The sequence below is a fragment of the Corticibacter populi genome (assembly GCF_004217315.1).
GTDB lineage: Bacteria > Pseudomonadota > Gammaproteobacteria > Burkholderiales > Burkholderiaceae_C > Lampropedia > Lampropedia populi.
In genome coordinates this window covers 893,002-916,836 of the sequence record NZ_SGWR01000002.1, presented here as the reverse complement: position 1 = coordinate 916,836, position 23,835 = coordinate 893,002, and the positions used below count along the sequence as shown (strand labels likewise).

Annotated in this window: 18 protein-coding genes; 8 read left to right on the top strand and 10 right to left on the bottom strand. The window is 68.3% G+C overall.

From position 1 onward, the window contains the following. Positions 1-37 precede the first annotated feature (37 nt). Positions 38-1,153, top strand: coding sequence for an enoyl-CoA hydratase/isomerase family protein (locus tag EV687_RS10290; RefSeq protein WP_242612572.1), 1,116 nt, complete (start codon positions 38-40; stop codon positions 1,151-1,153). On the opposite strand, the gene EV687_RS10285 is transcribed toward EV687_RS10290, so the two are convergent. From EV687_RS10285 to EV687_RS10265, 5 genes are all read right to left on the bottom strand, one after another. Further along, positions 1,104-1,802 carry a flavin reductase family protein gene (locus EV687_RS10285; RefSeq protein ID WP_122230597.1) on the bottom strand — a complete coding sequence of 233 codons (699 nt, stop codon included), beginning with the start codon at positions 1,800-1,802 and terminating at the stop codon, positions 1,104-1,106. The two genes, EV687_RS10290 and EV687_RS10285, sit on opposite strands and share 50 nt — an antisense overlap. A gap of 140 nt (positions 1,803-1,942) precedes the next feature. Further along, complete coding sequence (locus EV687_RS10280) at positions 1,943-3,871, bottom strand: 5'-nucleotidase C-terminal domain-containing protein (protein ID WP_122230145.1); 1,929 nt, start codon at positions 3,869-3,871, stop codon at positions 1,943-1,945. A gap of 88 nt (positions 3,872-3,959) precedes the next feature. Further along, positions 3,960-5,117 (bottom strand): pyridoxal phosphate-dependent aminotransferase, encoded by a 1,158-nt coding sequence (locus EV687_RS10275; protein ID WP_122230146.1) that lies wholly within the window; start codon positions 5,115-5,117, stop codon positions 3,960-3,962. Between the two features lie 275 nt (positions 5,118-5,392). After that, complete coding sequence (locus EV687_RS10270) at positions 5,393-6,334, bottom strand: CysB family HTH-type transcriptional regulator (protein ID WP_122230148.1); 942 nt, start codon at positions 6,332-6,334, stop codon at positions 5,393-5,395. Between the two features lie 153 nt (positions 6,335-6,487). Further along, a complete protein-coding gene (locus EV687_RS10265; protein WP_122230150.1) occupies positions 6,488-7,063 on the bottom strand; it encodes a type II secretion system protein N in 576 nt (191 codons plus the stop codon). 151 nt (positions 7,064-7,214) lie between these two features. Between EV687_RS10265 and gspG the strand changes: the two genes are divergently transcribed. From gspG to EV687_RS10230, 7 genes are all read left to right on the top strand, one after another. Beyond that, positions 7,215-7,679, top strand: a complete 465-nt coding sequence (gene gspG, locus EV687_RS10260) for a type II secretion system major pseudopilin GspG (RefSeq protein WP_122230152.1) — start codon at positions 7,215-7,217, stop codon at positions 7,677-7,679. Further along, a complete protein-coding gene (locus EV687_RS10255; RefSeq protein ID WP_242612571.1) occupies positions 7,676-8,152 on the top strand; it encodes a prepilin-type N-terminal cleavage/methylation domain-containing protein in 477 nt (158 codons plus the stop codon). Before gspG ends, EV687_RS10255 begins: the two co-directional genes overlap by 4 nt. After that, on the top strand, positions 8,152-8,532 hold the full coding sequence (gspI, locus tag EV687_RS10250; RefSeq protein WP_122230154.1) for a type II secretion system minor pseudopilin GspI: 381 nt from the start codon (positions 8,152-8,154) through the stop codon (positions 8,530-8,532). The genes EV687_RS10255 and gspI overlap by 1 nt, the downstream gene beginning before the upstream one ends. Then, positions 8,532-9,290, top strand: a complete 759-nt coding sequence (locus EV687_RS10245; protein ID WP_242612570.1) for a prepilin-type N-terminal cleavage/methylation domain-containing protein — start codon at positions 8,532-8,534, stop codon at positions 9,288-9,290. Before gspI ends, EV687_RS10245 begins: the two co-directional genes overlap by 1 nt. Beyond that, on the top strand, positions 9,287-10,270 hold the full coding sequence (gene gspK / locus EV687_RS10240; protein ID WP_122230158.1) for a type II secretion system minor pseudopilin GspK: 984 nt from the start codon (positions 9,287-9,289) through the stop codon (positions 10,268-10,270). The genes EV687_RS10245 and gspK overlap by 4 nt, the downstream gene beginning before the upstream one ends. A 214-nt stretch (positions 10,271-10,484) precedes the next feature. Further along, positions 10,485-12,461: an autotransporter assembly complex protein TamA gene (locus EV687_RS10235; RefSeq protein WP_122230160.1), complete on the top strand. Its 1,977-nt coding sequence runs from the start codon at positions 10,485-10,487 to the stop codon at positions 12,459-12,461. A gap of 13 nt (positions 12,462-12,474) precedes the next feature. Further along, complete coding sequence (locus EV687_RS10230; protein ID WP_130466487.1) at positions 12,475-17,082, top strand: translocation/assembly module TamB domain-containing protein; 4,608 nt, start codon at positions 12,475-12,477, stop codon at positions 17,080-17,082. A gap of 323 nt (positions 17,083-17,405) precedes the next feature. Here the strand turns inward: EV687_RS10230 and dld are convergent, their stop codons facing one another. From dld to rlmH, 5 genes are all read right to left on the bottom strand, one after another. Next, a complete protein-coding gene (gene dld, locus EV687_RS10220; protein WP_122230164.1) occupies positions 17,406-19,196 on the bottom strand; it encodes a D-lactate dehydrogenase in 1,791 nt (596 codons plus the stop codon). Between the two features lie 4 nt (positions 19,197-19,200). After that, complete coding sequence (lldD, locus tag EV687_RS10215) at positions 19,201-20,340, bottom strand: FMN-dependent L-lactate dehydrogenase LldD (RefSeq protein ID WP_122230166.1); 1,140 nt, start codon at positions 20,338-20,340, stop codon at positions 19,201-19,203. 63 nt (positions 20,341-20,403) lie between these two features. Beyond that, entirely contained in the window at positions 20,404-21,180 is a 777-nt protein-coding gene (lldR, locus tag EV687_RS10210; RefSeq protein WP_122230168.1) for a transcriptional regulator LldR, read from the bottom strand. Positions 21,181-21,206: 26 nt separating this feature from the next. Then, positions 21,207-22,910, bottom strand: coding sequence for an L-lactate permease (lldP, locus tag EV687_RS10205; RefSeq protein ID WP_122230170.1), 1,704 nt, complete (start codon positions 22,908-22,910; stop codon positions 21,207-21,209). A gap of 450 nt (positions 22,911-23,360) precedes the next feature. Next, complete coding sequence (gene rlmH / locus EV687_RS10200; RefSeq protein WP_122230172.1) at positions 23,361-23,834, bottom strand: 23S rRNA (pseudouridine(1915)-N(3))-methyltransferase RlmH; 474 nt, start codon at positions 23,832-23,834, stop codon at positions 23,361-23,363. Position 23,835: the final 1 nt, after the last annotated feature.

The window sequence follows — 23,835 nt, the reverse complement described above, 5'->3', positions numbered from 1 at the left end:
TCGTCCGCTGGTGCCAACGAAAATCAGGAGACCGCACGTGAACGACACCGCAGAAGTCCTCGCCGAAGTGCGCGGCAACACCGGCTTCATCACCCTCAACCGCCCCCGCGCGCTCAACGCGCTCTCGCTGGCGATGGTGCGCGAGCTCCATCGCATCCTGCTGCAGTGGCGCGATGATCCGGCCATTGCTGCCATCGCCATCCGCGGCAATGGCCGCGAAGGGCCGTTCGGCGCCTTCTGCGCTGGCGGCGACATCCGCTTCCTGCACCAGGCGGCCTGTGATGGCAACCCGGCGCTGGAGGACTTCTTCACCGAGGAATACCAGCTCAATCACCTCACCCACCACCTGGGCAAGCCCTACATCGCCTTCATGGATGGCGTGGTCATGGGCGGTGGCATGGGCATCTCGCAGGGCGCAAGCCTGCGCATCGTCACCGAACGCACCCGCATGGCCATGCCCGAGACGGCCATCGGCCTCTTCCCCGACGTGGGCGGCGGCTATTTTCTCGGCCGTGCGCCCGGCCATGTGGGGGAATGGTTGGCGCTGACGGGCAGCACCATTGGCGCGGGCGATGCGGTGGCCTTCCAGTTGGCCGATGGCGTGGTGCCGGCTGCGCGACTGGCGGCTCTGTGGGACGGGCTGGCCGGTGACTTTGCCGATGGCGCGGCCATCACGCAGTACGTGCGCCAGCACTTCGTGCCGGCCGAATCACCCGCCAGCGCATACCTGGCCGCCATCAACAGCGTGTTTGCGCTGCCGAGCGTCAAGGCCATCGTCGATGCGCTGGAGGCCGCAGGTGGTCAAGGCGATGCCGGTGCGGCAGACTGGGCCCGCGATACGGCCGCGACGCTGCGCAAGCGCTCGCCGCTGATGTTGCACGTGGTGCTCGAGCAGATCCGCCGCGCGCGCAGCATGGGCCTGGCCGATGACCTGCGCATGGAGCGCGATCTGGTGCGCCACTGCTTCTACCTGCGCGATGACCGCCGCCACAACAGCGAAACCATCGAGGGCATCCGCGCGCTGGCGGTGGACAAGGACCACCAACCGCACTGGAAGCCCGGCCGCATCGAGGAGGTCGACCCGGCCGAGGTCGCGGCCTTCTTCAGGAGTCCGTGGCCGGCTGCGCTCCACCCGCTGGCCGGGCTGGGCTGACCAGGGACGGTTTGCAAAACCCTGGCTGGTCGACACGCGCCATGGGTGTGGCGTCAAAGGCCGCGCCATCGGCCAGGTAGTGGCCGCCGGCCACATGGTGGATGCTGCGCAGCGTGTCATGCCCCTCGAAGTGCCAGCGGCCCTCGCTGAACACGCGCGTATCGGCCTGCGCGGCGACGATCTCGCCAAGGAACAGGTCGTAGGTCTGCTGGATGTGCGGCTCGGGCAGCAGCCGGCATTCCAGCCAGGCCGCGCAGCCTTCGACCAGCGGCGCTGGGGATGCACTGCCGGCAAACACCGCCAGGCCATAGGTGGCGAACTTGTCGGTGCCCTCCTCTTCGGCCAGCGCCTTGCCGGAGCTGGTGCCGACGGCCTGCACCATGGGCGCCTGCGCCACCGTGGGCACCTGCAGGCCGAAGAAGCCCGAGGCTTCGAGCAGCGTGCGCGTCCAGGTGCTCTTGTCCAGTACCACGGCGACCTTGCCGGGCTGGAAGTCCAGCGGCATGGCCCAGGCCGCTGCCATGATGTCGCGCCGATCGCCATGGGCTGCGCTGACCAGCACGGTCGGGCCGTGATTGAGCAGGCGATAGGCTTTCTCGAGGGGGACGTTCTGGCGCAGCGGGTGCGAAGGGGTGGATGCGGTGTTCATTGGCACGGCTTGTGAAAACACGGTGGCCGCCATTATGGCGGCCACCGTGGATTCTGCTGTGGGGGCTTGCGTTGCGTCGCGTCGCGTTGCGTCGCGTGGCCGGTCTGGCGCAGCGCCTGCGCCAGACCCGCATCGGCGACTCAGTTGCCGTTCGGTCCGATGAAGGACTTGGTGCTGTAGAGATCGTCGGCCAGCTTGCCCAGTTGCGGCCAGCCGTCGGCGCTCTTGCTCAGCGATTCGATATAGGCGAAGAACACGTCCGAATCCAGCACCCCGACATCGGTCACCCGATCACTGGCATTGGCCAGTGTCGTGTAGCCGTCGCCGCCGGCGGCATTGAAGCTCAGCACCGCCAGGGTGTAGTTGCGCTGCTCGTCGAGCACTTCCCAGTTGCCGGTGGTGGCATTGCGCACCTCGAAGTTGCTGGCGCGGTTGCCCTTGGCATTGGAGGCGTCGACATCGAAGCGCAGGCCGCCGGTGTACGGGTAGGGGCCGGTGCTCTTGTTGTCGAAGGTCGCGCTGAGGCCGTCCTCGATCATGCTCTTGACCTCGGTGCCGGTGATTTCCATCTTGTAGAGCAGGTTGCCGAACGGCAGCACCTCGATGGCCGTGGAGGCCGTCAGCGGACCGCGCAGCAGCGGGATGCGGGCGCCGCCACCGCTTTGCAGCGAGATGTCGGCGCCGCCGTAATGGGCCTGGGTCACTTCCAGGTAGGCTTGGGCGGCGATCTGCTGGATGTCGCCACCGCGCCGCGAGACTTCGCCCAGTGCATTGCATGCGGCGCTGGAGCGGCTGTAGTCCATGCTGCCCTGGCCGCCGGGCACGCGGCGCGAGCACAGCTCGTCGCTGGTCACCACCGCCACCTGGGTGTTCTTGAACACATCGAGTTTCTGCGCATACGGCGCGAGCACCGCGGCGGCGCTGGCGTTCTCCGAAGTCACGCGCAGAAAGCCGCTGGCCGCCACGTCCGCCAGCGCCTTGGCGCGCGCGGCCTCGTCCAGCGGAGCGCCGCTGGCGTCCATGAAGTCGTCGCCGATCAGCACGTGCGGCGTGCCGGCACAGTCGGTGACGACGCCGTCCGCATCGAAGGAAACCGTCAGCTCGCCGACGATCTGGCCGTACTCCCAGGCTTGCACCAGGCAGACCGGCTTGCCATCGGCATCGCTCAGGCGCGTCGGATAGTCGCCGCCGCGCGTGCCGACGCCGTAGGTCGCCAGCGTGTCCGGGCCCAGCAGCGTGTGCGAATCACCGCCGACGACCACGTCGACGCCGCGCAGCTTGGCGATGACTTCCTTGTCGTATTCGTAGCCGATGTGGCTTTGCACGATGATCTTGTTGATGCCCTGGGCCTGCAGAAGGTCGATTTCGCGCTGCGCGGCCGTGGCCTCGTCCTCGAACGTGGTGTCGGCGTCGGGGCTGGACGATTGCTTGGTCTTGCCGGCGATGGTCAGGCCGATCAGGCCGATCTTCTCGCCGTCGCGCTCGATCACGGTCGAGCCCTTCACGTAATCCGCCGCATTGGCGGGGTTGAGCGCCGATGTGGCACCGAACGCGACATTGGCGCTGAGCACCTCGGCCTGGGTCGGGCAGTTGCCTGCGCGCAGCAGGTCCAGGAAGTTCTTCAGGCCGGTGTCGCCCTTGTCGAATTCGTGGTTGCCCAGCGTGAAGCTGTCGAAGCAGACGGTGTTCATCAGCGCGGCATCGGCCTCGCCATCGGCGCCGACGCGGTTGAAGTACAGCGTGCCGGTCAGCGCGTCGCCGGCATGGATCTTGATCACATTGCTGTGCTGTGCCGCGAGCTCCTCGATGGCCTGCGTCACGCGCGGGAAGCCGGCGCTGCCGACCTGGACCTGGCTGCGTTCGGCAGCACCGGTGTCGAGCAGCAGGGTCTTGCTGCTGCCATCCAGGTGGGAATGGTGGTCGTTGATGTGCAGGATGGTCAGCGCCAGTGCCTTGCCGGCCGGTTCGGGGCTGTTGCTGTCGTCATCGCTGCCGCCACAGGCGGCCAGCAGGCAGGCCAGCGCCAGGGCGCTGACGCGGAGGGGGTATCGTCGCGGTTGCATGTTCATCGTGCCTCTCCTGAAAATGGCCGATTGTTCGAACCATTGGTGACACGACGATGAAGGCCGCGCGACGCGGCCCGGTCCTGTGGAGCGGCTAGAGCTTTTGCAGCCGCTCCAGCGCCTGCACCAGAGTGGCTTCCTGCTTGGCAAAGCAAAAACGCACGATGCCCTGCTCGAAGCCGTCGCCATAGAAGGCCGAGGTCGGGATGGCGGCAACGCCGATCTCGCGCGTGAGCCATTCGCAGAAGTCGACCTCGGGCAGCGTGGTGACCGCCGAGATGTCCACGCTCTGGAAGTAGGTGCCCTGGCAGTCGAGCAGGCGCAGCCGCGAGGATTGCAGACCGGCGCGGAAGAAGTCGCGCTTGGTCTGGTAGAAGGCCGGCAGGCCAAGGTATGGGGCCGGATCCTGCAGGTAGCGCGCCAGGCCCACCTGCATGGGTGTGTTGACGGTGAACACGTTGAACTGGTGCACCTTGCGGAATTCCGCCGTCAGCGCCGCCGGCGCCGCCACGGTGCCGACCTTCCAGCCCGTGACGTGGAAAGTCTTGCCGAAACTGGAGACCACGAAGCTGCGCGCGGCCAGGCCCGGGTAGCGCGAGACGCTGCAATGCGCCAGGCCGTCGTAGACCATGTGTTCGTAGACCTCGTCGCTGAGCACCAGCACATTGGTGGGGGCGAGCAGCTCCTGCAGGCGCAGCATCTCGGCCTCGCTCCAGACCGTGCCGCTGGGATTGTGCGGGCTGTTGATGACGATCAGGCGGGTGCGCGGTCCGATGGCTGCGCCGATGCGGTCGAAATCCGGGCGGAAGCTGCCGGGCGTCAGTGGCACGCGCACGGCGGTGGCGCCGGCCAGCTCGATGGCGGGCACATAGCTGTCGTAGCAGGGATCGAGCACGATGACCTCATCGCCCGGCTGCACGGCCGCCAGCATGGCCGTCAGCAGCGCCTGCGTGGCGCCGGCGGTGATGGTGATCTCGGCCTGCGCGTCGTAACCATGGCCGTAGAGTGCGGCGATCTTGCCGGCCACCGCCTCGCGCAGCGCCGCCACGCCGGTCATTGGCGGGTACTGGTTGTGGCCTTGCCGCATGGCCTCGGCAACGGCATCGACCAGGCGCGGGTCACAGCCGAAGTCCGGGAAGCCCTGGCCCAGGTTGACGGCGCGGCACTGCACGGCCAGTGCCGACATGGTGGTGAAGATGGTGGTGCCGACCTGCGGCAGCCGGCTCGTGATGGCAGGGGTGGAAGGCGTCATGGTGTCGTGTGGCGTCCCGCAAATAACGTGCATGGAACATGGAAAAAAGCGTCTTCACCCCCAAGACCGCGTTGCAAATCCTCGCGATGGCCACGGCTATCGCTGCGGTTTGCGCCTTGCCCTGCAGGCGAATCCATCGATTTCATTTCATCGAACTATTCACGGGACACCACAGTAGTGCGGAACGAAACAATGCGGCCCGGCGCAATGCTGCGACGGCCGCAATCCGTATTCTGGACCAGAACCTGCAGGCAGGTGCTCAATGCAAGGGGTACTCAGAGTTCGTAGTCGTTGTCGCGTCCGGACATGGCCAGCATGACCTGCTCACGGCTGAGGCGGTCGCTGATCAGCTCGGCGAAACGGAAGACGAACTGGCGCATGTAGGCGCCGCGCTTGAAGGCCACGCGCGCCACATTCAGGCCGAACAGGTCGCCCATCGGCCGTACCGCCAGATTGCCGCGCAGTTCGCCCTGCACGGCCATCTCGGCGACGATGCCGATGCCCAGGCCCAGCTGCACATAGGTGCGGATGACGTCCGAATCGATGGCCTCGAGCACGATGTGGGGCTTGAGGTTGCGCCGCTCGAAGGCACGGTCGACCCGCCCGCGCCCGGTGAATGAGGGGTGGTAGGTGATCAGCGGCTCATTGGCAATGTCCTCGAGCGTGACGCGCTCCTTCTGCGCCAGCGGGTGGTGCGGCGGCATGATCAGCACATGCTGCCACTCATAGCAGGGCAGCGTCACCAGGTCGGGATAGTCGGCCAGCGATTCGGTGGCCATGCCGATGTCGGCCACTTCGGTCAGCACCATGTTGGCCACCTCGTGTGGCGTGGCCTGGTGCAGGCTGATGTTGACCTTGGGGAAGATTTCGCGGAACTTGGCCACCGGCGGCGGCAGCACGTAGCGCGCCTGGGTGTGGGTGGTGGCAATGCTGAGCGTGCCCGAGTTCTGCGCGCTGTAGTCGCTGCCGATGCGCTTGAGGTTGCCGACCTCGCGCAGGATCACCTCGATGCTGGCGAGCACGTGCTGGCCAGGCTCGGTCACGCGCTTGAGGCGCTTGCCATGCCGCGCGAAGATCTCCACGCCCAGCTCGTCTTCCAGTTCGATGATGGCTTTGGAGACGCCCGGCTGCGAGGTGTGCAGGGATTTGGCCGCTTCCGTCAGGTTCAGGTTGCGGCGCACGGCTTCCTGGACGAAGCGGAACTGGTGCAGGTTCATATTCTGTTACATGCTAAGAAGCGATCAGAATATTATCCAACAGTCTAATGACTTTTTATTTCTTACTATTTCCCTGTTATGCCCGAATCTGTCGATTGATGGCGATAGCCAGCGCGGGTTTTGCGCGTTCCGTCCATCGGCGCGCACCGGCGTTCAGCGGTCGTCCGGGGGCACCAGGGGCTGGCCGACCGGAGGCAGCGAGGTGTTGCGGTTCACCATCGGCGCAGGGCCCGGGCGGATGTTGGTGCCGGTGGGCGCTGCAGCGGCCGGTTTGAATTCGGGCAATTCCAGCACCACCGAGGCCGGTCCGTCCAGGCTGGCGCCAAGCCGCGCCTGGCGCCCTTGCAGGGACTGCAGGTAGAGGTCATCGCCGTCGCCGTCGCCGATCCGCGTGCCCACGCGGTAGGGCCTGGCCGGCTGGCCGTTGACCGCGATGATGGCCGCCCCGCCCTGGCTGGTGGTGCCGGCCAGCACGCCCAGCAGCTGGTAGCGCGTGGCTTCCCGGCTGGGCGCCTGGAGGGCGACGGGTGCGGCCTGCGCGCCCAGCAGCTTTCGCAGGCCCTGGGTGTCTGCCACCAGCGCGGCCTGGGCCACCGGCACGGCGGCGCTGGCGCCGGCCATGTCCTGCAGGCGCAGGGTCCAGAACACGACGCTTGCGGCCGCCAGCGCCCAGATCACGACGGTGGTCAGGCGCGGCATCCACAGGCTCTGTAATATGGGTTTACGCATGCGGCGATTATGATTGACAAATTTCCCCGGCAGGAACTTGTGCGGGTTCTTCGGGGTCAGCTCGCAAAGGTCCGGCCGATGGACTGGCAGCTTCCGGTTTCACCTCTTCCCCTTCTCTTTTGACATCATGATCCAGCTTCATCGTTCCGCCATGGTGGCGGCAAGGCGCGCCGCGCCACCGCTCGCCATCCGCGCCCGCCTCCAGCGGGGTTTCACCCTGATCGAAATCATGGTGGTGGTGGTCATCATCGGCGTGCTGGCAGCCCTGGTGGCGCCCAGCATCATGGGCCGCACGGACGAGGCTCGCCAGACCGCCGCGCGCGCCGATATCAACACGCTGATGACGGCGCTCAAGCTCTACCGCACCGACAACATGCGCTATCCCACCGCCGAGCAGGGCCTGGCGGCGCTGGTGGCGCGCCCGAGCACCGAGCCGGTGCCCACCAAGTGGAGCCGTCCCTATCTGGACAACGGCAAGCTGCCGGTCGATCCCTGGGGCAACCCCTATGTCTACATCTATCCGGGCATCCATGGCGAGGTGGACGTGATGTCCTACGGCGGCGATGGCAAGCCGGGCGGCGAAGGGGCCGACGCCGACATCGGCAGCTGGCAATGAGCCTGCGCCCGGCGGCGCTGCGCGCACCCGGCCGGCTGGCCGGCTGGCGTGGCATGCGCGGCTTCACGCTGATGGAGATCACCATCGTGGCGGCCATCATCGGCATTGGCGCGGCGGTGATGACGCTGGCCTGGCCCGATGGCGGCATGCGCGCGCTCGAGCGCGAGGGCGACCGGCTCGCGGCGCTGCTCGAATCGGCGCGCACCCATTCGCGCTCCAGCGGCCAGGCCATCCAGTGGCGCGGCACCCAGGACGGTTTTGTTTTCGAGGGACGGGCGCCCCACTTCATCGCCACCCTGCCCAGCCATTGGGAAAATGACCGCGTGCAGGCGCTGGCCGGGCAGCCGCTGCTGCTCGGGCCCGAGCCGCTGCTGCCGGCGCAGTCGGTGCTGCTGACGCTGCGCGACCATCCCGAGCAGCGCATCCGCGTGGCCACCAACGGCCTGCTGCCGTTCCGTGTCGAGGTGCCGTGATGCGCCCTTGCCCTGCAGTGCCGGCCGGCCGCAGCGCCGGCTTCACGCTGATCGAGGTCTTGGTGGCGCTGGCCATTGTGGCCATTGCGCTGGCGGCCGGCACGCGCGCGGCCGGGGCGCTGGTGCACAACGCCGAGCGCCGCCACGACATCATGCTGGCGCAATGGTGCGCCGAGAACGCGTTGGTCGAGATGCGGCTGCGCCTGCAGCTGCCGCCGATCGGCGCGACCGATTCGAACTGTCAGCAGGCCGGCCGCAATTACCAGGTGCGCCTGGTCAGCAGCGCCACCGTCAACCCGGCGCTGCGCCGCGTGGACGCGCAAGTGCGCACCGAGGCCTATTTCGTGCTCTCGCTCTCGACCATGGTGGGGCGCTACTGATGCGGCGAGCACCGGAGCAGATGCAGCGGCCCGGCCGGCGCGGCCATGGTTTCACGCTGATCGAGGTCATGGTGGCGGTGGCCCTGCTGGCGCTGGTGACGGCGGTGAGCTGGCGCGGCATCGACGGCATGCTGCGGGCCCAGGAGTTCGCGCGCCGCAATGCCGATGAGCTGGCGGTGGTGCAGACGGCGCTGGCACAGTGGCAGACCGATCTGGAGCAACTCGCCAGCCCGGTGGCGCTCACACCCCTCGACTGGGACGGCAAGGTGCTGCGCATCACCCGCAACAGTCCGCGCGTGCGCGCCCAGGACACCCCGGCGCTGCGGGTGGTGGCCTGGTCCGATCGCAACGTGGATGGCCGGCGCTACTGGGTGCGCTGGCAGTCCGGCCCGCTCTTTGGCCGCACGCAATGGAATGAGGCCTGGCAAGCGGCCCAGCGCTGGTCGCAGATGCCGGGCACCACCAGCCAGCTGGGCCAGGACATCGCCTTGCTGCCCATCACCGACTGGCGGCTTTTCTATGCCCGCGATGGCCGCTGGAGCAATCCGCTCTCGAGTGACCAGACCCAGGCTGGCAGCTCCCGCGATGGTGTCGATGGCACAGGCAGTGGCGATGCGGCCGGCTACCTGGCGCCGGCATCGACGTTCGCGCTGCCCGATGCCATCCGCCTGCAGCTGGACCTGGCGCCGGGCCAGGCGCTGAGCGGGGCGATCAGCCGCGACTGGCTCAACCCGCAACTGGGCATGACGCGGCCATGAGAGACCCTGTCGGCAGCCCCGTCAAAGGTTCCATCAGCGGCCGCATGGGCGCCTGGCATGGAAGGCGCCGCCAGCGGGGCGCCGCACTGCTGCTGGCCATGCTGATCGTGGCACTGGTGGCGAGCCTGGCCGCCACCGCCAGCTGGCGGCAGTGGTCCAGCGTGCAGGCCGAGGCCGACGAGCGCGCGCAGCTGCAGGCCCATGCGCTCACGCGCGGCGCGCTCGACTGGGCCAAGATCATCATGCACCTCGATGGTCGCTTCACCCGCAACGACAATCTCAACGAGCCCTGGGCGGTGCCGCTGGCCGAAGCCAAGATCGGCCCCTTCCTGGCTGCCGAGGGCAATGTGGCGCAGGATGCCAACGCCAACATGGGCGAGGCCTTCTTCGCCGGCAGCATCAGCGACCTGCAGGGACGGCTCAACCTCAGCAACCTGGTCAGCGCCAATGCCGTCGATGCGCAGGTCCAGCAGCAGTTCGAGCGCCTGTTCGAGGCGCTGGGCCTGCCCCCCGAGCAGGTGGCGCGGCTGGCCCAGCGCTACCTGGCCTCGTTGCAGGCCGACCCCGATGCCGATGTGCCGCTGACCCCGCTGTGCACCGAGCAGCTGCCCTGGCTGGGCCTGACGACCGAGCAGGTGCAACTGCTGCGCCCCTATGTCACGGTGCTGCCCACGCGCACGCGCCTGAACCTCAACACCGCGCCGGAGCTGGTGCTGTGGGCCGCGCTGGGCGGCGAGCCATCGACGGCGGCCCGCATGGTCGCGGTGCGCAGCATGCAGCCGTTCGAGAACCTGGACGCGGCGCAGGCGCTCGCCGGCCCCGGGGTGCAGCTCGATGCCAATGCCTTCGGCGTGGGCAGCGACTACTTTCTGGTCAGCGGCCAGTTGCGCCTCGATACCCTCGAGACGCTGGACCGGTTCATCCTGTACCGCAGCGGCAGCCGGCTCACCACGGTGCGCCGGGCCTGCGAGGAGCCGTGAACGGGCGTTCGCTACCGCTCCCGGGGCCGCGCTGAGCCGGCAGGCGAGGTGCGATGCGCGCGCAAACCATGGCGAGCGACGGTGGCAGCAACCCGTGGGGCAGGAGAGCAAAGGCGCACCGGGTACGCCCGCCCGCGGTGCTTTGGCCCTCTTGCGTGGTCCATGAAAAAATCGTTGACAGGCTGCGCGGCTGGCCAATGTCAGAATAACGCCCATGAAAAACCAGCCCATCGAGTGTACGGATCTGCCAGCCACACGCCCTGGCACCACCCGCCTCCGCCTTCGCGGGCCAGCGCAGCCCGGCTGGCGCATCCCCGGTGCGCGCACGGCAGCGCTGCTCACCCTGCTGGCGGCGGCAACCCTGCTGCAGGGCTGCGGGGCACTTCGCGGCCTGGCTGGCAACGGCAGCGCGGCAGAGGATGGCGAAGACGCCGAGCAGGCTGCGGCCGTGCAGGCCAGCGAGGCGCCGCTCTCGTTCACGGTGGAGGTCCGCAGCGCCAACAGTGGCATTGCCAGCCACCTCGAAAAGCACATGGACATCCAGCGCTACACGCGCTTTCCGGACCTGCGCGCCACCGAATTCAATCGTCTGCTCGCCGATGCCGACACCAACGCACGCGACCTGCTGGCGGCGCTGGGCTATTTCAATCCGGAGCTGACGCTGCGCGTCGAGGACGCACCGGCCGACAGCGCCGCGCCGCGCCGGATCGTCATCGAGGTCGAGCCGGGCGAGCAGACTACCGTGGCCGGCCACCGGATCGGGTTTGCCGAGCCGATGAACAGCGATCCCTCGGCGGCCCGCCAGCGCCAGCGCGTCGAGCGTGGCTGGTCTCTCAAGGATGACACGCCCTTCACGCAATCGGAATGGTCCTCGGCCAAGAGCGCCGGCCTGCGCGTGCTGCAGCGCGACCGCTACCCCACCGCGCGCATTGCCGACAGTCAGGCCACCGTCGATGCCGATGCCAACCGGGCCACGCTGCGCGTGGACTATGACGCCGGGCCGCCCTACCGCTTCGGCACCGTGGAGCTGCAGGGCGTCAAGCGCTATGACCCCGAAGGCATCAAGAACATCGCCCGCATTCCCACCGGCTCCGACTACAGCGAGGAGGCGCTGCTCGACGCCCAGCAGCGCCTGGCCAGCAGCGGCTATTTCGATGCGGCCTTCCTGATGCTCGACACCGAGAACAGCGACCCGGACAACGCCACCGTGATTGCCCAGCTGCGTGAGGCCAAGTACCAGAAGCTGGTGTTCGGCGTGGGCATCAGCACCGACGCGGGGCTGCGCCTGTCGGTCGACCACACGCACAACAAGATGTGGCCGCTGGGCTGGCGCGCCGTCAACCAGATCGCGCTCGATGCCAACACGCAGGCGCTGTCGACGAAATGGACCGCCATGCCCCATGCCTCCGGCTGGGCCTGGTACACCGGTGCCTCGATCGAGCGCGCCGAGTATGGCGACTACAAGGCCAACAGCCTGTCGCTGGTGGGCGGGCGCACCAAGTCGGTTGGCCACATCGACCGCAGCTACTACCTGCAATACGACATGAGCAAGACCGAGGGCAGCGACGCGCCCGGCAGCAGCTCCTCGCTGCTGGCCAACTACGCCTGGACGGGCCGCTACTTCAACAACAAGACCAACCCCACCAGCGGCTATGGCCTGGGCGCGGAGGTCGGCGCGGGCTTTACCCTGACGCCGCAGCGCGAGCCTTTTGCCCGGGCGCGCCTGCGGGCGCTGCGCTTCTGGCCGCTGGGCCAGCGCAACGAGATGGGCCGGCGCAGCCGCCTGGCGCTGCGCGGCGAGGCCGGAGCCATCATCGCCAAGGACGACGTGGAAGTGCCGGTGACGCTGCTCTTTCTCACCGGGGGCGACACCACCGTGCGCGGCTACAGCTACGAGAGCATCGGCACCCGCTCACAGGGCGGCAAGCTCTACGGCGGCCGCTACATGACCGTGGGCAGCATCGAATGGCAACGCCCCATCACCCTGTTCGGCAATGCCACCGACTGGGAGCACGCCACCTTCGTCGATGTCGGCACGGTCTCGGACGAGACTTCCGATGTCACCCTCTACACCGGCGTGGGCACCGGCATCCGCTGGAACAGCCCGGTGGGCCCGATGCAGGCCGATGTGGCCTATGGCATCAAGAAGCAGCAAGTGCGTCTGCACCTGCGCATGGGCTTCAACTTCTGAGACAGTGGCAGACATGACGAACCTCTCCCCGGCCGCCCCCCCCTCCACTCTTCAGCCCAATAAGCCCCAGCCCCGCCGCTGGCTGCGCCGCCTGTTGTGGCTGTTCGCCGGCCTGCTGGCCATCGTGCTGCTGACATTCGCCGGCCTGTGGTGGTGGGCCTCCAGCGCCGGTTCGCTGCCGCGCGCGCTGGCACTGGCGCAGAAATACCTGCCGGAAGGGCAAAGCCTGCAGTTTGCCGATGCCGAGGGCTCCATCACCGGTGGCGGCCGCATCGGCCAGCTGCAATGGGCCATGCCCGGCACCGAGGTGCGCATCGACGGGCTTCAGCTCGACTGGGCGCTGGCTGAACTCTTCGGCCGCGCGCTGCACGTGCGCACGCTGCAGGCCAAGCGCGTGCACCTGCGGCTCACGTCCAAGGCCGAGGAGCCCGAGCCGCCCGCCCAGCCTTTCGCCATGCCGGCCGACCTGGCCCTGCCCATCCGGGTTTCGCTGCCGCTGGCCATCGGCCGGCTCGACATCGAAACCGTGGCCGCCGACGGCAGCAGCAGCCAGCAAAGCATCGAGCAGATCGCCGCCCGTTACCAATACGACGGCACGCAGCATGCGCTGCAGCTCGACAGCCTGCACTATGGCCAGAGCCAGTTGCAGGCCGACCTGCAAGTGGGCGCGCGCAACCTGGATGTTCACGGCCGAGTGGGCGCCTACCTGCACGAACTCGTGCCGGAGACACCGTTCACGATGCTGGCCGGCCTGCATGCCGATGGCAGCCTGGCCGGTGGCGATGCCGCCACGCTGAACCTGCAGCTCGCTGCCCGGCAGCAGGCTCCCGGCACTGCCGCGCCAGTCGCCGGTGGTTTGTTGGCCGCACTGCCGGTCCCGACCGTCACGGCCTCGGCCACCAACGCCAACGCCAACGCCAATGCAACGGAAGGTGATGACAGCACCAACGTCACCGGCGATACCGAAGTCGCTGGTACAGCCGAGGCCGTGGCGGCCGCTGCAGCCGAGACGCCCAGCGGCGCGGCGCGCATCGACGGCCAGGCCACGCTGCACCCATGGCGCCAGCAGCCCGTGCAGCAGGCGCGGCTGGCGCTGGCGCAGCTCAACGCACACGACTTCCACGCGCAGGCGCCCATCACCACACTGGGCGGCAGCGTCGCCATCGAGCCGGCCGACGGCGGTGCCGGCGCAGCCGCGGCCTGGGATCTGCTGGTCGACCTGGCCAATGCCCGGCCCGGTGCCTGGGACCAGCAGCACGCGCCGCTGCGCGCCCTCACCGCCAGCGCCCGCTGGGATGATGCCGAAGGCCTGACCATCCACCATGCCCAGGCCGCGCTCGAAGGCACGGCGCCGGCCGGCCACATCGACCTCTCGGGCCAGCTCCATCCCCAGCGGCTGGACCAGGCCCGGCTGACGCTGGCACTCGATCGGCTCGATCTGCAGCCGCTGCTGACCAGCCTGCCGCAAACCGAATTCGGCGGCCAGGCCAGCGTGGCGCCGCTGGAAGATGGCCCGGCGTCCGCCAGCGCGGACGTGGCCGAGGGCCGCTGGCTGATCGAGGTGGATATCCGCAACGCCAGGCCGGGCCTGGTCGACCAGCAACTGCTGCCGCTGCGCGAGCTGCTAGCCAAAGCCCGCATCACTCCCGAGCGCTGGAGCGCCGAGACCCTGCAGGCGCGCATCGGCGATGGGACGCTGCAGTTGCAAGGCCATTACGACCCCGCCAGCCAGGCGCTGGACGTGCAGGGCCAGCTGCTGCAACTGCCGCTGGTGCAGGTGCACAGCCAGCTCGCGGCCGAGCGCGCGCCCGATCTCTCGGGTACCCTCAACGCCCAGGGCGACCTGCAGCAGGGCATCGGCTTCGACGTCGACATCCACAGCGATGGCCAGGCCGCCGGTGGCAATGGCCGCAGTGGCCGCCAGCGCAGCCCCTGGGACATCCGCGCCATCCAAGCCAAGGGGCACTGGGCTCCCGAGCTGCTGCGCGTCGAGCGCATCCACCTCGATGCCTTCCAGGCCCAGGTCGATTCCAGCCACCTGCAGGTGGCGCTGCCGGACCTGGCCTCCATCGAGGCCACCCTGACGGCACGCGCACCCGGCCTGAGCCTTGACGCCGATGCCGCCATGCAGCAGCAATCGGGCGGCGGCAAGCTGGCGCTGAACCTCGCCTCGGCCGAGCAGGTCGCGGCCTGGCTCAAAAGCCTGCCGGTGGTCGGTGCCAGCCTGCCGGCCCTGAGCGCCAATGGCGGCGCCCAGCTGCAGGCCGATTGGCAGGGTGGCTGGCAGCAATGGCTCGATGGCCTGCAGAACCCCGCCGCGCACCCCGCGCTGCGGCTGGACCTGCGTGCGCAAAGCCAGGACCTGCGCATCGAGCTGCCCGCCGCCGAGGCCGGCCAGCAGCCCACCCGCATCGACGTCGCCAAGCTCGACGCGCGCGTGCAGGGCAACCTGGCCGCCGCCAGCCTGGTGGTCGATGGCGACATCCGTGCCAATGACACCCGCGCCCTGCTCGATACCCGCCTGCAGATGACCCAGGCCAGCGGCCGCAATGGTGCCGCGCCCAGCTGGCGCGTCGCGGTCGAGCAACTGGCCGCTTCGGCCACCCTGCCAGGTGCCACCGGCCAGGGCGGCGGCACCTGGCAGCTGCAGGTTGCCGAAGGCCTGCAGCTCACCATTCAGACCGGCTCCGGCACCGATATCCGCAGCACCGCCGGGCAGGCCACGCTCAAACCGCCCGCCAGCGTGGCGGCCGACGGCCAGGCGCTGGAACTGGCCTGGGAGCCGCTGCACTGGCAGCAAAGCGCCAGCGGTGCCGCCAGCCTGCAGAGCACCGGGCAAATCCGCGGCATCCGCCCCGCCTGGATCGACGCGCTGGCACCCGCGCAGCCGCCGCTCAAGAACGCCGGCATGCGCACCGACCTCCTCCTCAGCGGCAACTGGGACATCCAGATGGCCGAGAGCCTGGGCGTGCGCCTGCACTTGCAGCGCGACAGCGGCGACCTGTGGCTTGGCGAGCCGGCGCTGGGCGCCGTCGATAGCCAGACCGACGCTGCCACCACCGTGCAGGCCAGTGCCAGCACGCGCGGCCAGGCCATCGCCGCCGGCATCCGTACGCTGTCGCTGGACGTGCAGTCCGAGGCCAATGCGCTGGTGTTGACGCTGGACTGGGACACCGAGCGTGCCGGCGTCATCAAGGCGCGCGCGCAAACCCAGCTGGTCCGCCAGGGCGGCGGCTGGCAGTTGTCCGAGCCGGCGCCGCTCTCGGGCAGCGTGCAGGCGCGCCTGCAGGACCTGAGCGTCTGGGGCACGCTGGCGCCGCCGGGCTGGCGCGTGGCCGGCGCACTCGATGCCGACATCGCCCTCGGCGGCAGCGTGCAGGCCCCCGAGCTGCGCGGTAGCATCAATGGCAGCGGCCTGAACATCCGTTCCGTGCTCGATGGCGTGGAGCTGCACGACGGCCAGTTGCGTGCCACCCTCGATGGCAACCGCCTCGACATCGCCGAACTCACGCTGCAGGGCGGCACCGGCAGCAATGCCTATGTGCGGGGCCTGAGCGGCAACCGCACGCCGGCACCCACCGAACGCGGCCGCATGACCGCCAGCGGCTTCATCGACTGGAGTGGCACCGCCGGCACCGGCATCGCCATGGATGTGCGCGCCAGCCTCGAGAAGATGCAGGTGCTGGTGCGCAGCGATCGGCAGATGAGCCTCAGCGGCGATCTCTCGGCCGGCCTGCAGCAGGGTGCGCTGCGCGTGCGCGGCAGCATCATGGTCGATCGCGCTTCCATCACGCTGCCGGAATCGGGCGCGCCAACGCTGGGCACCGACGTGGTGGTGGTGCGCGCCAGCGACCAGGCCAAGGCCGCCGCCGAAGCCAAGGCCGAAGCGGAGACCGCGGCGGAGGGCCCCGAAGCGCGCGGCCAGCTGCAAAGCGCCAAGCCGATGGATCTGGAACTCAAGCTCGACCTCGGGCGCGACTTCGCGCTGCAGGGCTATGGCATCACCACCCGGCTCGAGGGCAATCTCACCGTGCGCAATGCCACCAGCGGCAATGACCCGGTGACCGTGGTCGGCGAGATCCGCACCGACGAGGGCCGCTACCGTGCCTGGGGCCAGGCGCTGAACGTGGAAACCGGCATCGTGCTCTTCAACGGCCCGTATGCGAATCCCTCGCTCAACCTGCTGGCCATCCGCCCCAATATCGACGTGCGCGCTGGCGTGCGCGTGACCGGCACCGCCAATGCGCCGCGCGTGCAGCTCTACTCCGAGCCGGAGCTGCCCGAGGCAGAGAAGCTCTCCTGGGTGGTGCTGGGCCGCGCCGCCGCCAGCGGCGGAGCCGAAGGCGGCTCCATGCAGCAGGCCGCGCTGGGCCTGCTGGCCGGCAGTGTCGGCGACAGCCTGGCCACCGGCTTCGGCTTCGACGAGGTGGGCCTGAGCGAATCGGGAGTCTCGGTCAGCAAGCGCCTCTCCGACCAGCTCTACGTCACCTACGAGGCCGGCATGGCCGGCGCCGCCAGCACGTTGTACGTGTTCTACGACATCACCCGGCGCCTGACCGCGCGCGGCCAGACTGGCGAGACCAGCGCGGTGGACCTGATCTACACCATCACCTATGACTGACACCGACGCCCCGACGCCCTGACGCCCGAGGAAACACCATGCCTACACCGTCGAGCCTGCTTGCCTTCGGCCTGATCGCGCGGGGAATGGCCCGGACGCCGGGCCCGAACTTGATCTATCTGGGCATGCTGCTCGAAGGGCGGCACTGACATGCCAGGCGCCAGCGGGCTGACTGGCAAGAGGCACGCGGCCATTCCAGACGACAAGACCGCCGCCCCGTGTGCCTGAACGGCACGTCGGGACGGCGGTCTTGTTCCATCATGACACGGCTGCAGAACCGCCGCGCCGGTGGCGAATCCGGCAGATCAGGGGGGTCAGGCTAATCAGTTGGTCTGTTCGCGGTAGCCTTCGCCCCAACCTGGCGCGCCCTCGCAGCATTCGCCCCAGCCGCGCAGCTTGCTGGTGTGGCCGATGCCGGGGTTGAAGGTGTTGGTCGGGTCCAGCTCGCGGTAGAAGCTCGCCAGCGCCGGCTTGGCCACATAGAGGTGGCCGACGTTGTGCTCGGCCGGGTATTCGGCGCGGCGCGCGTCCAGCAGCGTCCACATGCGGTGCTCCATGTCGAGCGGATCGACGCCCTTCCTGACGATGTAGTCCTGGTGGAACACGTGGCAGAAGAAGTGGCCGTAGTAGAGCTTGTGGATGATCTCGCCTTCCATCTCGGCGGGCAGCTTCTCGACCCAGTCACGGTCGTTGCGGCGCAGCGCGACGTCGAGCGCGACGATCTCCTCGACGCTCTTTGGGTGTGCCTCGCGGAAGCGGATGGCCGCTCCGGCCACGGCGAAGCGGTGCAGGAAGGCCTTGCGCCCCTCTTCGGCATCGCACTCGAAGTATGCACCGCTGCTGCGGCCGGCGAAGTATTCGGCCAGGAAGGCGCGGGTGGCTTCGGCGGTGTCGTTGGAGACGCGTACCAGCAGGTGGTGCTCGAAGCGGTCGCGCCACTCCTTCATGCGCGCCGGCAGATGGCTGGGCAGCAGGTTCATGATGAGCTGGATGGCGCGGTCGGTCACGCCGCGCCAGCCCAACCGCTCGAAGAAGCCGTCGATGCGGCTCTTGAGCGCGAACGCGCCCGGCACCTTGGCGGTGCCGAACTTGTCGATCAGCAAAAAGGTGTCCTTGCCGTACTTCTCGCCGATGTCGTAGGCGGTGCGGTGGATGTATTCACCGGCGATCGGCAGGCGCGGCAGGCGGGTGAGCAGGTGGCGGCGCACCTCGGTGAGGTCTGCAGGGTCGTTGCTGCCGATGTAGAAGACGGTGCTGGGCTCCTTGGGGAAGGTGTCCAGCCGCACCGCGAACAGGCACAGTTTGCCGGCCGAGCCGGAGGCTTCGAACAAGCGTGCGGGATCGGCATTGAAGCGTGCGGGCGTGTCGGCATCGACCTCGCGCACATGCTCGCCGTAGCGCGGGTCGGAGGCGGCGCGCTGCGGGTCGTTGATGATGTCGGTCTCGCCGTACTGGCCGTTCTGCAGGCGGGAGAGGATGTCCTCGGGCGTGCTGCCCAGCGCAATGCCCAGGTGGTTGACCAGCTCCAGCGTGCCGTCGTCCTTGACCCGCGCGTAGAGTGCCAGCTCGGTGTAGGCTGGCCCGCGCCGCACCAGCGCGCCGCCGGAGTTGTTGCAGATGCCGCCCAGCACCGAGGCGCCGATGCACGAGGAGCCAATCACCGAATGCGGCTCGCGCCCGAGCGGCGCGAGGGTCTGCTCAAGCCGGTCGAGTGTGGCGCCGGGCAGGCAGACGACCTGCTCGCCGCCATTGATGACCTGCACGCCGGTGATACGACGCGTGCTGATGAGCACGATCTCGCGGTCGTAGTCGTTGCCGTCGGGCGTGGAGCCGCCCGTCAGGCCGGTGTTGGCCGCCTGCATGATGACGATGCGCCCGGCCGCGATGGCTGCCTGCAGCACCTGCCACTGCTCGAGCAGCGTGCCGGGGCACACCACCGCCAGCACGTTGCCCTCGCCGGTGCGGTGGCCCTTGCGGAAGCGCCGCGTAGCCTGGTCGTCGGTGAGCACATGGCCGGCGCCGACCAGCTGGCGCAGCTGCGCCAGCAGCGTGTCGGCGGCGATGGCAGGCGTGGCCGCAGGAGCGGGCGCGGCGGTTGCGGTGGTGTTCGTCATGGGCTCAGGCTTCCTTGACCAGCAGATCGCCGGTGATTTCGGAGATGCTCTTGACGCTGGTGAGCGTCATGGCCACGCGCATCTCCTTCTCGATCAGGTCCAGCACGTGCGAGACGCCGGCGCCACCACCGGCGGCCAGCGCGTAGATGAAGGCGCGGCCGATCATCGTGCAGTCGGCGCCCAGCGCGATCATGCGCACCACGTCCAGGCCGTTGCGGATGCCCGAGTCTGCGAGGATCTTGATCTGGCCCTTGACCGCATCGGCAATCGCCGGCAGCGCGTGCGCCGACGAGAGCACGCCGTCGAGCTGGCGGCCGCCGTGGTTGGAGACGATGATGCCGTCGGCGCCGAAGCGCACCGCATCGCGCGCATCCTCGGGGTCGAGGATGCCCTTGATGAGCATCGGGCCCTTCCAGAACTCGCGGATCCACTCCAGGTCCTTCCACGAGATGGACGGATCGAAGTTGGCGCCCAGGTAGCCCATGTAGTCTTCCAGGCCGATGGGCTTGCCGAAGTAGGTCGAGATGTTGCCCAGGTCGTGCGGCTTGCCGTTGAGGCCCACGTCCCAGGCCCAGCGCGGGTGCGTGACGGCCTGCCAGTAGCGGCGCAGCGCGGCGTTGGGGCCACTCATGCCCGAGTGGGCATCGCGGTAGCGCGCGCCGGGCACCGGCATGTCCACCGTGAACACCAGCGTCGAGACGCCGGCGGCCTGGGCGCGCTCGAGCGCGTTCTTCATGAAGCCGCGGTCCTTGAGCACGTAGAGCTGGAACCACATCGGCCGGCCGAGCTTGGGCGCGACTTCCTCGATAGGGCAGACCGACACGCTCGAGAGCGTGAACGGAATGCCCTTTTTATCGGCGGCGGTGGCGGCCTGTACCTCGCCGCGGCGCGCGTACATGCCGGTGAGGCCCACCGGCGAGAGCGCCACCGGGATGGAGAGCTTCTCGCCGAACAGCTCGATGCTGGTGTCGAGCTGGCTCATGTCCTTGAGCACGCGCTGGCGCAGCGCGACGTCGGCCAGGTCCTCGACGTTGCGGCGCAGCGTCTTCTCGGCATAGGCGCCGCCGTCGATGTAGTGAAACAGGAAGGGCGGCAGGCGTTTTTGCGCGGCGGCCCGGTAGTCGGTGGTGGAGGAGATGATCATGACATTCGGCTCAATTCGGAACAATCGGATGGAACGGGGAAGCACCGGCGCCTGTGCCGGCCTTCACAGCAGGGGTAGCGGCAGGCGCGCATCCACCGGCAGGCGGCTGGAGCGGGCCCGCCGTGCGTCGTCCTCGTCGAGGCGCCGCACGGTGGTGCGCACATATTCGAGGTGCTGGCCAATCACGTCGCGGGCCCGCTGTGCCTGGCCCTCGCAGATGGCCTGCATCAAGGCCTCGTGCTGGGCCGTCAGCGTCCGCAGGGCGTCGGGGGAGTCGAGCGCAAACATGGTACGCCGGTTCTGCACCACGGTCGACAGCACCAGCTCGAAGAGGCTGTGCATCACGCGCAGCAGCACCACATTGTGCGCCGCCTCGGCAATGGCCAGGTGGAACTGCGCATCGGCGCGGGCCGACAGCTCGGCATTGCCGCTTTGCTGGTGCTGCACCATCACGTCGAAGCAGCGGCGGATCTTGTCCTGGTCCGCCGGCGTCGCGCGCAGCGCGGCGTGCCAGGCGGTGCTGCTCTCGAGCGCATGGCGCGCCTCCAGCACGTCGTAGCGGTACTCCGGGTCGGCATGGAGCAGGCTGGCGAGCGGATCGAACGCCTGCTGCAGCCAGCTGGCGCCCGGCTGGGCCGAGCGCACATAGGTGCCGTCGCCACGGCGGCTGATCAGCACGCCCTGGCTGACCAGCTTCTGGATGGCCTCGCGCAGCGAGGGCCGCGAAACGCCCAGCTCGCTGGCCAGTTGCCGCTCCGCAGGCAGGCGCTGGCCCGGCTGCAGCCCCCGGGTTTGCACCAGGGCCAGGAGTTTCTCGGCAACGTGGTCTGCCAGGCGCATCACAGCTTTGGAGCCAGGGGCCGTGCTCAGTGCGTGGCGTGGATGGCCGGAATCATCCACGGGAACACGTAGGCCTGCAGCGTGGTGATGATGCCGATGATGACGGCAAACACCAGGCTGTGCTTGACGGTGAAGCGGAACAGGTCCGATTCGCGGCCAGCCAGGCCCACGGCCGCGCAGGCAATGGCGATCGATTGCGGCGAGATCATCTTGCCGGTCACGCCGCCGGTGGTGTTGGCCGCGACCATCAGCACTTCGGGCAGACCCAGCTGCTGGGCGGTGGTGGCCTGCAGCGCGCCGAAGAGGGCGTTGGCCGAGGTGTCCGAACCGGTCAGGAACACGCCGATCCAGCCGAGGAACGGCGAGAAGAACGTGAATGCGCTGCCGGTGTGCGCCAGCGCCAGCGCCAGCGTGGTCGAGAGGCCCGAGTAGTTGGCGATGAAGGCAAAAGCCAGCACCATGCCGATGGAGTAGATCGGCAGTGCCAGTTCCTTGAAGGTCTCGCCGGCGGTCTCGATGGCCTTGGCGGGCTTGAGTTGCAGGAACACGATGCTGATCAGCGCGGCAAGCAGAATGGCCGTGCCGGTGGCGGAGAACCAGTTGAACGAGTAGACCGCCGGGTAGGGCGCTGCCGTGGCGACGACCGGCGGCGTTTTTTCCACCAGACCATGGAGCAGCGGCACCGGGATGTTGACGACCCAGCTCGCCAGTGCGCCATTGGCGGCAAACAGCGCCTTGAAGGGCTTGAGGCTCCAGATCGTCACCATCGCGGTCAAGATGATGAAGGGTGACCAGGCCTTGAGCACGATGCCCGTAGTCAGCTTGACCGGCGCGGCGGATGCGGCGGCCTTGGCTGCGGCAATGGCTTCGGGGTTGGCGTCGGAGGCATCGGTCTCGAAGCGGAACACGCTCTTGGGCTGCCAGACCTTGAGGAACAGCGTCAGCGCCACCAGCGACACGATGGCCGAGGTGATGTCCGGCAGCTCAGGGCCGATGTAGTTGGCGGTCAGGAACTGCATGATGGCGAAGGAGCCGCCGCCGACCAGCACGGCCGGCCAGGTTTCCTTGACACCGCGCCAGCCGTCCATGATGGCCATCAGCCAGAACAGCACGATGATGGTCATGAACGGCAGCTGGCGGCCGGCCATCTGGCCGATCAGGAACGGATCGATGCCCGAGACCTGCCCGGCCACGATGACCGGAATGCCCATCGCGCCGAAGGCCACCGGAGCGGTATTGGCGATCAGGCACAGCCCCGCCGCATACAGCGGCTTGAAGCCCAGGCCCACCAGCAGCGCGGCGGTGATCGCCACCGGCGCGCCGAAGCCGGCCGCGCCCTCCAGGAAGGCGCCGAAGCAGAAGCCCACCAGGATCAGCTGCAGGCGCTGGTCCGGCGTGATCGACAGGATCGACGAACGGATGATGTCGAACTGCCCGGTCTTCACCGAGATCTTGTAGAGGAACACCGCGGCCACGATGATCCAGGCGATCGGCCACAGGCCATACAGGAAGCCATACACCCCCGAGGCCAGCGCCGCCGAGACCGGCATGCGGTAGAACACCAGCGCCACCGCCAGTGCCAGTGCCACTGTGATGGTGCCCGCCACATAGCCCTTGAGGCGCAGCTTGGTCAGCGCAATGAAGAAAAAGATGATGGGAATCAGCGCGACCAGGGCCGAGATCCAGATGTTCCCGGCGGGGTCGTAGTTTTGTTGCCAGATGGATTGCATTGCCTAACTTCCTGTATCTTCCTTGACAAGGAGGGAATGGCAGCGGGTGCTAACCCGCTGCCGCTTGCCGCCACCACACCCGCCACGCGAGGACGGCATGGCAGGCAGCGGCGGCGATGGTTCGAAGCTGACCGGCACCCCATGCAATGACACATGGCACAGGAGGCTGGCGGCAGGGAAACTCGCAGTGGTCCGGCTCCGGCATTCTGGTCATACCAATGGCAGCCAACCGCTACGCGCCGCGATTATAGAAACGCCTTCTGCACCAAAATGATCGGGACAAACCCTAGGAACTTCGTTTGAATGCCAATTTTTCATTCAATTGGTCAGACCAATTGGCGTGATTGCACAGCTATGGTGCGATCGTGTTGCGTTGGAGGGCCGTCATTGCCCCATGCTCCATGCCCAGCCAAACCGCCCACGGCATGCACGCGTGAGGTAAACAGGTTCTCACTCCCGGTGGTAGGGATGGTTGTTCAGGATCGACCAGGCGCGGTACAGTTGCTCGGCCAGCAGCACCCGTACCATCGCATGCGGCAGCGTCAGGTCCGACAGGCGCAGGCTTTCATGCGCCCGGGCGCGCAGCTGAGGCAGCAGGCCGTCGGGCCCACCGATCAGGAACACCACATCCTTGCCCAGGTCGCGCCAACCGGCCAGGCGTTCGGCAAGCTGCAGCGTGGTGCCGTTTTTGCCCCGTTCGTCGAGCGCCACCACATGCGCATCGCGGGCAATGCAGGCCTCGATGCGCTGGGCCTCCGCCGCCATCAGCTGCTGCGCGGTCTTGCCGCCCGAGCGCGGTTCGGTCTTCACCGTGCGCAGTTCCAGCCGCATGTCGGGGGGAAAGCGCTTGGCATAGTCGTCGAAGCCATGCTGCGCCCAGTCCGGCACCTTCTGTCCCACGGCGATGATGATGAGCTTGCGCATC